This window comes from Arthrobacter globiformis, assembly GCF_046536215.2.
GTDB classification, from domain to species: Bacteria; Actinomycetota; Actinomycetes; order Actinomycetales; family Micrococcaceae; genus Arthrobacter; species Arthrobacter globiformis_E.
This window is the reverse complement of the sequence record NZ_CM143421.1, coordinates 1,854,565-1,864,703: the sequence shown is the minus strand read 5'-3', so window position 1 is coordinate 1,864,703 and position 10,139 is coordinate 1,854,565. Positions and strand designations below refer to the sequence as shown.

The 10,139-nt window shown below is 63.4% G+C and carries 9 protein-coding genes; all 9 read right to left on the bottom strand.

All coding sequences use genetic code 11. The features are described from left to right. Positions 1-23 precede the first annotated feature (23 nt). Entirely contained in the window at positions 24-2,684 is a 2,661-nt protein-coding gene (locus R5O87_RS08280) for a sigma-70 family RNA polymerase sigma factor (protein ID WP_410554455.1), read from the bottom strand. A 110-nt stretch (positions 2,685-2,794) separates the two neighbouring features. Further along, entirely contained in the window at positions 2,795-4,474 is a 1,680-nt protein-coding gene (locus R5O87_RS08275; protein WP_410554454.1) for a nuclease-related domain-containing DEAD/DEAH box helicase, read from the bottom strand. Next, the gene (locus R5O87_RS08270) at positions 4,471-4,848 is read right to left on the bottom strand and encodes a hypothetical protein (RefSeq protein WP_410554453.1); all 378 of its coding nucleotides are present in this window, start codon (positions 4,846-4,848) and stop codon (positions 4,471-4,473) included. The genes R5O87_RS08275 and R5O87_RS08270 overlap by 4 nt, the downstream gene beginning before the upstream one ends. A 6-nt stretch (positions 4,849-4,854) precedes the next feature. Next, on the bottom strand, positions 4,855-5,325 hold the full coding sequence (locus tag R5O87_RS08265; RefSeq protein ID WP_410554452.1) for a hypothetical protein: 471 nt from the start codon (positions 5,323-5,325) through the stop codon (positions 4,855-4,857). Positions 5,326-5,341: 16 nt separating this feature from the next. Continuing rightward, positions 5,342-6,025 (bottom strand): DUF6308 family protein, encoded by a 684-nt coding sequence (locus R5O87_RS08260; protein WP_410554451.1) that lies wholly within the window; start codon positions 6,023-6,025, stop codon positions 5,342-5,344. A gap of 26 nt (positions 6,026-6,051) precedes the next feature. Continuing rightward, a complete protein-coding gene (locus tag R5O87_RS08255) occupies positions 6,052-7,476 on the bottom strand; it encodes a TY-Chap domain-containing protein (RefSeq protein ID WP_410554450.1) in 1,425 nt (474 codons plus the stop codon). A 173-nt stretch (positions 7,477-7,649) separates the two neighbouring features. Beyond that, the gene (locus tag R5O87_RS08250; protein WP_410554449.1) at positions 7,650-8,114 is read right to left on the bottom strand and encodes a dual specificity protein phosphatase family protein; all 465 of its coding nucleotides are present in this window, start codon (positions 8,112-8,114) and stop codon (positions 7,650-7,652) included. 7 nt (positions 8,115-8,121) lie between these two features. Beyond that, positions 8,122-9,090, bottom strand: a complete 969-nt coding sequence (locus R5O87_RS08245; protein ID WP_410554447.1) for an ADP-ribosylglycohydrolase family protein — start codon at positions 9,088-9,090, stop codon at positions 8,122-8,124. After that, the gene (locus R5O87_RS08240; protein WP_410554446.1) at positions 9,087-10,049 is read right to left on the bottom strand and encodes an ARPP-1 family domain-containing protein; all 963 of its coding nucleotides are present in this window, start codon (positions 10,047-10,049) and stop codon (positions 9,087-9,089) included. The genes R5O87_RS08245 and R5O87_RS08240 overlap by 4 nt, the downstream gene beginning before the upstream one ends. Between the last annotated feature and the right edge of the window lie 90 nt (positions 10,050-10,139).

The following is a 10,139-nucleotide window of genomic DNA, read 5'->3' as shown; positions in this document are numbered from 1 at the left end:
AGCAACCTGCACTGACAGGATTGTCATTGCGTCCCTGCCCCGTCATTCCGACTGATGTCCTCGCTGGGCTGTACCAAGCTGGCAGGGTCTGATGAAGCTGCCTGCCGGGCGGCGGGCACTGGCGTGTCTGAGTCAAAATGGAATTCGCGCAGCGGGGCCGAGACAGCCGGGTCCTTGAGCAGGTCCATGGTCTTCTTCTCGATCTGACGAATACGTTCCCGGGTGACTCCGTAAACCTTCCCGATTTCGTCCAGCGTCTTGTGCTCGCCATCAGTGAGACCGAAGCGCATGGCGATCACGCCAGCCTCCCGCTCGGTGAACGTGTCGAGAATAGTGTGGACCTGCTTCGTGAGCTGCTCGCCCGCGAGGCGCTCGATTACGTCCACATCGGAAGGATCGACTATTTGCTCTCCCAGCGGTTCGAGCCCACCCTTGCCATCTGAGACGAGTACGTCCAATGAATGCACAAGCTTGTCCAAGGTCAGGAGATACTCCACCTTGGCCGCCGTGTTGCCCGTGCGTTCGCCGATTTCTTGGTTGGTGCAGCTGCTACCTTCCATGGCAGCACTATGTCGCGCGGACAAGACCTTGTGGATCTGCTCCACCATGTGAACGGGAAGCCGGATTAGGCGCCCCTGATCAGCCAAAGCGCGAGTGACTGCCTGACGGATCCACCATGTCGCATAGGTCGAAAACTTGAAACCCTTGGTGTAGTCGAATTTGCAGACTGCACGGTGGAGGCCGAGGTTTCCTTCCTGGATGAGGTCCAAGAAGTCCAGACCGTGATTCACGTACCGCTTGGCGATGGACACCACGAGCCTTAAGTTCGCTTCTAGCAGGGCGTCGGCAGCCCGTTCACCCAGGAGCGCAATCGCTCGAAGTTCCCGCGAGTGCTTGCGGCCTCGCGAAGTGCCATCGTCCAAGAGGTGCGTGGCGAAGAGCCCTGCTTCGATCTCCTGCGCCAGCTCCACTTCCTGCCCGGCTGTCAGAAGGGCTGCCCGTCCGGCACGCCTGAGGTAATCGGATACGGCGTCATCACTGAAGCCTTCTATGCTGGCGAGTTGCTCCGGCCACTCCGGATCTTCAAGATCGAACGAAGTCGGCGCGGCTTCATCCTCATCGTCGTAGCCGGGCGGCGGCAGGAGGTCCTCCAGTCCGACGTCATCCAGGGCATCCTCGCCGGGCTCGATCTCCTGCTCACCCGAGGTATCTTCCCCGGCCGGGACCTGGTGGTCATCTGTACGCCCGGGTGGCGCTGGCTTGGGTCCAGGGACCGGCGGTTCCACCGGCTGCGGTTGCCGGAGGAATTCCTGCAACCGGCTGAGGTCTGTCTTCATGTCAAAGAAATCGACCTCACGGGCAAAGGGCAACACTTTGCCGAGGAACTCCTCGCCCTGCACTTCCGGATCCTCGATGGTGCCCTTGGAGTAGAGAACAACAAGCCTGCCGACGCGACCGTCCGCCTTCTTACGGATGACACGCCCCAGCCGCTGCACCATCTGCCGCTGGCTGCGGTTGGCCGCCACGATGATGCCGAGGTCCGCTTCCGGCACGTCGATGCCTTCGTCGAGGAGCCGGGGCGCAGCGAGGATCTGGGAGGCGCCGCTGCGGAAGTCCTCCATGCCCTGCTTCCGTTCGTCCTTGGCCATGCCGCTGTACAGTGCGGAGGCCTTGGAGCCCAGCGCGGTGTAGACCTGCTCCGCCCGGCGCGCCGACTCCTGGGTCTGGGTGAAGACAAGGGTTCCGTGCGAGTCATCCACTGTTTCCTTCAGCGCGGCCAAGGCAAAGTACTTGGTCCGGGCCTCGGCCAGCAGGGTCAGGCGCGAGGACATAGCCTTCATATACTTCCGGGCGAGGGTCGCTTCCCGGCTCGGGGACTCGGAGGCTGCCAGCGCAGCGACGGCGGCGATGAACTGGTGGAAAGGCCGTCGCGGGATTCCGGCATAGGACTCCAAGTGGCGGGCCGTCTCAGCCATCGTGTCGGAGAACTCGTCGTAGCTGACCTGCTCTGAAGCCGTCAGGTCAACGCCGACGAGCGCAATGTCGAAGGGCGCAATGACTTCGTCCTGCAATGCACGGTCATACCAGAGCTTGTAGACCACCCCGCCGAAGTAAGGCGTCAGAAGGTTCTCGTGTTCGCCGTCGGACCGCTCGTAGGTAGCTGTGAGGCCGAGGCGCCAGGCATACCCTTCCTGGAGAGCGCCCGTGAACATCGGCGCTGCGTAGCGGTGGCATTCGTCGGCGAGGATCAGCCCGGCTTTATGGCTGCGCAGGGTCTCGCGGTTGGAGGCTGAGTGCACAATCGCCACGAGGATGTCGACGTTGTCCAGGGAGTCCGAGCGCCCGTTGCCGAGTGCGCCGCGCCTGGCCTTCGGCAGGTCGCGCTGGAGGGAGGCCAGCCACTGGTTCTGGAGTTCGGCGGTCGGCACCAGGATGAGGACCTTGATGCCCTGACGGACCGCTTCGAAGGCCGCAGCGATGCCGACGCGCGTCTTGCCGGCACCGGTGACAGCTTCCACCACGCCGCGCCGTGCGTTGGAGTGCCACGCCTTGAGCGCTTCCTGCTGCCAGGCGTAGAGGAAAGCGTAGTCGTACTCGGCGGGAACAGAGGCGGCAGGGACCGCTTCCGGCACCCGGGTGAGCGTGGCACTCAGGTGCGACGCGTCGTCGGCAAGTTCTGGCATTGCATCCCCCATTGGACGGTTTGGAACTCGGTGAATGAAGACTATTGGGCGGGTCTGACAAAAACTGAACCGCCCGCCGTCGTGCTCGCCCGAACGGGCCAGCAGCGACGTCACGCCTGAGGAGGCCACCACGCCTGCGCCCTCGAGAGCGCCATCTTCAGTTCCCTGCCGCCGGCCTCCTCTAGCAATGCGCTGTCGCCAACCACCACCAGCAGGCTCCTCGCGCGGGACAGGCCGACGTACAGCTGCTCCGCTGCGCGTTCCATGTCCTTGAATCCGTTGACGCACAGCACAACGACAGAGCGCTCCAGGCCCTTGAAGCCCAGCACGTGGCCGTAGAATTCAGCTTCGCCTGCGTGGAACTCGCGCCAGTAGTCTTCGGTGGCGCCACGTTCGAAGAAGTCCAGATGGATTGGGTGCCGCTCCTTTGTGGTGAGGAGCGCAATCTGGTTGTTGGCCCACCCTTCGGTGATGAGCGCATCCACGCAGTCTCCGCCGATGTCGAGCGCCTCGTCTGAAGCGCAATCCACGAAGCGTACGGGCAGGCCCGTGCTGCCTCGGGGAGTGAAATGCTCTCCGGCCAGGGGTTTGAACGTTTCGGCGATCTTGCGAGTGTTGCGTAGGTTCTCATCAATGTGGATGGGCACAAAGCTTGCCGTGGGCCCATAGGTGAAGTCCGCCGTCGCCCCGCCCCACCTGCGGTAGACATCCTGACGGTCATCCATGAAGGCATACACCTCGCCGCCGTCGGGGTTCTTGGTGCAGGCGAGCAGCGCATCCCACCACAGCGGGGCGAAGTCCTGTGCCTCATCGACGACGACGGCATCCAGCCGCTCATGCTGCTCCATCGTGGTTGCCAGTTCCTTTAGCAGGCGGGGCATCTCCACGTCGAAATACTCCTGGCCCGAACCGTCGGGAACGCCCAGCCCCCGTACGTATTCGTGGAACTCGCCGGTGAAGACGGGCTTTGCCTGGCGCCAGCCGGAAACCCGGTCCTGCAGATACTGCCCGAGGCCCTTGTTGTAACAGAAGAGACCGACGCGTTTGCCCTGCTTGCTGAGCAGACGGGCCTTCTCCACGGCGAGCCAGGTCTTCCCGCTGCCGGCACCGCCGGTGAACCTCACCCGGTTGAGTGACCTCGTGGCCTGAAGCAGCACTGCCTGCCGCTCTGTTAGGTGATCCTGTGCGTCCTCGGCTTCCTGTGGATCCAGGGAATCAACGGACTGCGTATTCAAATCCCCGCTCAGGTGCTTGACGATGCGATCCATGAAGGACGAAGCCAGCACGTTGGCTCCGCCGCCTTCGCGCTCTATCGCTTCACGTACCAGCTCCACCGACGATGCGACGTCGGCCTGGTCAAGAACAAGGGTCCGCGGGCAGCCAGCCATATCCCAGTCCTGCCGCACGGGGGTGTACGGCAGCGCAACCATATAGGCGAACCGGCTGGTCACGGGCGTACCAAGCCGCCTGCCAATCCAGCTCTTGAACGCGTGGAGCGATCCCCGGGACTGGGCGATGGGGCTAAGGATGCGGTGCTTCCCGCTTCGGTCGGACTGGTACCACTGCGCATTGTCGATGGAGACAAGCCCGCCCTTAACTTCGATGGCGGCCATGCCGACGCCGGGCCACAGCACGAGCAGGTCGATCTCGTGCTCGCGTATTCCGTCCCGTACCTGGACCGAGTGGGCCAGCACGCAGTCATCCGGCAGGCTGTTCCGCAGCGCTTCCCATACTGCCTTCTCGGCGACCTGTCCGTCGCCGAACTCCGGGTCCTCCGGTATGCACCTCATGCGGTTCCTCCGGCAGCCATTCGTAGCCGTTCGATGTCCTCGGGGTAACTCGCTGCGAGCGATGGCCGGGTACCGTGCGCACTTGGATGTTTGAGGAAGCAGACAAGCCTATCCAGCCCGCCAAGCGTCATCTGGACGAGGTTCTGCTCTCGGTGCGGAGTGCCGAACTTGGTGTACTTCCCGAACATTGGTCGCCGCTGGAAGACGTCCGGATAGGCAAGTCGCAGCGTCTGCGCGGCTTTGCTGCCGACGACGACGATCAGCCCCGCCGGTGACGCCGCGAGAATGCGGTCCATGTGTTTAGAAGCGCAGAGCCGTGTCGCGTCGGCGACGCCTTCTTCGCCGTTGGACTTGCAGTGGACCACTTCCGTCATAACCGCCTACTCGTACCACGGAGTTTCTGAACCCAAGAGAGCCACTGTTTGCTGCTCAACCCATCCCCAATAGGGTTCGGGAGTTCCCCATGCCGGCCCATCCTCTGTTTCCACTTTTCGATGCCGACGGTCTACGACCCATCCGTGTTCCGGGTTGAACCGGTTGATCATGAAATCGGTAATGTCCGAGTCCCGCCAGTCAACGGTGGGATACTTCTCAGCGATGCGCTTTCCGCGCCACTTGGAAGCCGGGTTGCCGGCGCTGATCGCCGGATTCGACGATAAATAGGCGATGCGGGCGGACGCTAGGTTTCCTGCCCACGCTTCGGGCACCTGAAAAGGCCCGTCGAACGCATCCTGGGAGTCGACAATTTTCCGGCAGGGGTGACGGAGGCCCTCATTCGTCACTTTGTCCACACGTACGAGCTCACTGCAACGGGCGACGCTCAGTGCCAGTTCGTTGAGGTAAAGGGGCATAGTGACTCCGGCTTTCTTACTTTGCGGTGGCGGCGAGCGCCGGGGTAGCTATCTGCTTGCCGTGCATCCAAAGGACGATGTCCATAACTCTGATGTCGGGAATCGGATCCTTGACCCCCGATATCGCTTTTATCCTTCGCAAACGCTCGGCTAACCCGGGATCTTCCAAGAACGCGCTATGCCATGCTGCCCACTGGTTTTCAGAATCTTTGAGCCCCATCAAAGGGGCCACAACGGAGTCGTAGATCGGAATTAGCCGGGGCCGTTTACGGGCCATGATCTTGCTGGCTTTTGTGGGTCCGATGCCCCATCGGCCAGGGTCACTGCCCCGAATGACTCGCCACAGCTTTACTGCGGCGCTGTTCTCGCCGTACATTTCTGGAAACTCAGCAGGCGAGACGTCGGCAAGATCTCGGTCGGCAGGGATCTTTTTTAGGAGACCTGAAATTTTCTCGCTATGAGTGTCTAGGATCCCAATAGCGGCTTCGCCCGGGATCTTTACCGAGAGGAATGAAGCGGCGATAAGGTCGTCGGCCGTAATGGTGTCCCGATTATCGACTGAGTCCCTGCCGCCAGCCCACGAATTGAAATAGCTGCCGGTGTAGGCGGGCAGGCCATCAGCTGTACGCCGATAGTAGGCGGCCAGGAAACGGGTTGCTTCTTCTTCATTGTCTTCGGTGAGGATCGTGGGGAGTGCCATGTTGGTCCTATCTACTCAAATGGGATTTAGCTGGCATTGCGGAGCGTTTGCACAGAGCCTTTCAGGACTTCTTCAACTGTGACTCCGCCGTCCGGGTTGGTTCCGGAGGGGAAACTCCCGGTGTGCCACCCAAGCTCGTCAGCTTCATAACAAGACCTGCCTTCTCTCAAGCCCACAAGCGTGACGTGGCCGGCATCTTCCAACGCAACGCCTTCCCTGAACCAGTTAGGGAACTCCGCATCGGGCTTCGACCAACCGTCTTGCAGCAGGCGCTCGGGATAAATCGGCCAGTCGTCCGGCTGCAGGAATCCCTCGGAGACGATCTCGCACCACGCCCCGTCGGGCCCGGGGGTGATCTGGGCGTATGGCTGAGGCCCTCCATCCGCGCCTGCCCTGTATTGAATGCTGAGGAACGAGTTCCACGGCATCGTACGGAGCACTTCACTGATGAGTTCTGCAGCTCGTGCCCACGCGTAGTCTGCGGCAGCCTCGGTTCTCAAATGGCTGACCATTCCGCGGAGCTCATCTTCTTCCAGCGGAACGTAGGCGCCGATCACAGACTCCCAGGCTCCAAAGTGCCGTCCGATGGCCACCGCAGAGGGGCGATCCCGACCCATGGCGCGTTCGGCGATCATCCAGCTGTCGTAACTGTCAACGTCTTTCGGGGATCCGAACAGCCCTTTTGTAGCGCGGTACGCCTGAGAAGCGTCTTCGTTGTCGGCGACGGTAAATCCGCCGCGAACAGTAGGAAATTTCAAGCCCACCGATTCCAGCGCCACGTGCCAGGACCTGCCCTCCGTTCGATCACGGATCACTTCGGCCGGGGGTGGAAGCAATGGGCGCCGCTCGGAACCGGACTGAAGGATTATCGCTTTCCGAGCTTTTTCATATTCAGAGAATGAGATGCCTTCATCGTCGCCCGTACTAATTGCCTCAGCAGTTGTCTCAACGAGAGCAATGACTTGAGCTACCTGCTGAAGGGCCAGCCGCTCACTTAGGATTATTCGAAAATCGTGGATAGCTGGCAACGGAATCTTGCCCAGCGCCAGCTGGTAATCAGGTACTAGCCCTCGGTGATAACCCGTCACGTAGCGCAACCACATCATATCGGTAACAAAACACGGTCTACGACCTTGGACGGAGTCTTGGAGCAGGTCCGGGTTCTTCAACAGCTCTGAAGCGATGTCGACATCGATCGTGGCGCCGAGAGCGGCCAGAATTTTTGGAATGTCAGAGGTTTCAATTCCAGCGTCTAAAAGCTGGAGAATCCGGGAGGCATTTTCACGCAGAACCTTGGCAGTCGCAGAGCACCGCCTGAAAAGTGCTTCGGACCGCTGCTGCTCGCTCTGATCAGCTACCCGGGTACTGAGCAGACGCAGCATGTCGAAAGCTCTCATACCGGCATCCGCCGCAATGCGCTGCAGCGGATCACCTGCCTGGTAGGCCTTCACTGCCCGACTGGCAATTTGGTGCCGATCACGCTGACGTCCCTGCGACACGGACTCTTGTTCCCCCAAGTGCAACTCTCCCACTTCTGAGCGCCAAATAAGCATCCTCTCTGATGCCAAGTCATTCTTATCAGCACCCACGGACTTTGTTCGGCAACTGCTCCGCGCGGTCGTCCTTATGACTCGACGGCGGGCGCACTGTCGCCTCCTAGCACCCTCATAAACTGCGGATTCGGCCGTGCCCCGGGCAGCATCCGCCGCACATCCTCCAACGCTTCCAACGGAGACACGTCGACAACCCGGGCTCCGTACAGCGCCGCCACAGTAGGCGTTCTAGATTCGGCCCGAACGCAGTGCAACAGGACCGTCTTGCCCTTCGCCCGGTAGCGTTCGACGGCGGCCGCCGCCTCCCGGAGCACAAAGTCCGGATGGGCGTTGAGCCCGGCATCGTGCGAATCGACCACCCAGAACGTGGCATGATCGGCAGCACCAACAGCCGGCACATCGTCAATGCCCAGCCGACACAGCGACACCACGGCATCGATCCCCAGCTCCGCCACCCGGGCGACGGAACCAACGCCGCCGAGCCACACGCCGTCGTCGTGCGGGTGCTGGATCAGCGCGTCGGTGCGGCCCCACATGCTGTAGTCATGGGTCGCCGCCCGCGGCCACGAATCCAATCCGCGGCCTTGGCCGCGGCCCAGCTCCATCCCGAGCATCATCACGTCCCGGGCGCCCAGTCCCGGCCAGCCGTGCAGGTGCTGCCGCCACTCGAACGGCACTGCCGAGAAGCCGTAGGCGGCGCCCAGCATCAAGAGCCGCCCGGAGGTGTGCCGGGCCGGACGCGGTGGCCGACGTGAAATGGATGGCGCTCCAGGCACCTTGGAAAGCCTCCACCACCCAGCCGTTGCGGGCGAAGTCCCGCGGCCGGGACCGCTCCGCCGTCTCGATCCGCTCCAGCCACACAGCCGCCCGCGCTGCCGGCAGCAGATTAAGGCCGGCCCGGACATCCAGCCCACCGGTGAGCACCGCCCTTCGGGTGGCCACGCACCATAGGCCGCACGCCGCCTGCGCGTCAATATCAGCGTGGGTCAGGGCGCTGACCATGCCGGCCTCGGCCATGAGCTCCTCGGGGCTGCGTTCCAGGTAGGCCAGTGCCAGGGGCGCGGTACGCATCAGCGAGCCGTTGCCTGCGCTGCGGCCAGTGCGGGCGTGGAACTCGGCGGCAGCTGTTGTGAACTCGCTCGCGTCCGCCTCGCTCCGGCCACCGGCTGCGGGCAGCCGCCGGGCGGCGGCGATCACGGAACTTGTCTGGGCGCCGACATCCTTTGTGTCGGCGGCCCATCGTGTCCAGGCCCGGACGGTAGCGGTTAGTGCGCCAGCAGAGCCGGGCTCGGAGGGGGAGTCCACCAACGCCTCGGCGAGGCCGATGGCCATCGACGTGTCGTCGGTCCACTCGGCGGGGGCGAAGCCGAACGGTCCGCCCCCCTTCATGCTCACCGGGGTGCCGTCGGGCAGCGGTGCGCCGAATTCGTAGCCGGCGCCGAGGGCGTCTCCGGCGGCCAGGGTGACCAGGACGCCGGCGGCGCGGTCGTTCTGCGGTGGGTTCAGCTTCATGCGATCTCCATCAGGGGGTGATTGTTGTTCCAGCCGGTCAGGTGGGCCAGCTCGGGTTCGCGCTGGGGGAGTGCGACGGCGATCCCCGTCACCACGAGCTGCCCGGTGGTCTGGGAGACGTTGCGGCTGCGCAGGGCACCGTGGTTCCGGACCTCCAGAGCCGGCAGGCCGCCGTCGAACGCTCGGAACCTCAGGGCCTGGACGATGGCGGCGAAGTCGCGCGCTCGCTGGCCAGGCATCTGGCCGGACGCCATCATCAGGGGCGGCAGGAGCTCCAGGTCCAGCAGCGCGGACTCGACCAGCTGGCGGTAGTGCCGGCGGAACAGGGTGTGGGTGCCGAACACCTCCAGCAAGAGCGGCTGCGTGCCGAGGCCGATTACCACGCCGCGCTGGCCTTCGAGGGGAGCCGGGGCGTCGTCAGCACTGAACCGGCGGTCCTTCCGGGGCTCGGCGGTGAACCGGTCCAGGTGCTCCGGCAACGAGCTGGTGGCCGACCGGCCCCGGGCGGCGTCGAAGCGGGCAACCCGATTCCAAATGCGGCCCTGCCGGTCCGCGCCGCCCGGATCGGCCGGACTCGTGGCGAGTTCGGCCCTGACATTCAGCGGGGCACGGCGGGCCTGGCGGCGGTGGCTGTGGGTGCCTTCCCAGCGGCCGGCCTCCACGCAGTAGGTGTCGATATCGCGGGTCTCACCGGGGCCGAGGACGACGTCCCGAGCGCAGGTCCGGTGCTGCTGGCCGCCCTCGAGCAGCTCGCCTTCGAGCAGCAGGGCCGGGCGCGGGCCGTTGTTGGTGACGGTGAGCCGGGGAACCTGCGCGCCGCTGGCCAGTTCGGTGACGGCGACGTTGGCGTGGGTGCCGGTGCTGATGCCGAGCCCGCCGGCACCGCGGGTCCAGACGGGAAATATGGTGAGCGGACCAAGCGAAGTGCCGGCCCCGACGTGGAGCTGTTGAACCTTCATGATGACCTCCAGAATCTTTAGCTCAAATCTGAGCTAATTGCCTCAAGTATGCACGGCTTGAATCTTTAGCGCAATACTGCAATAAATAGT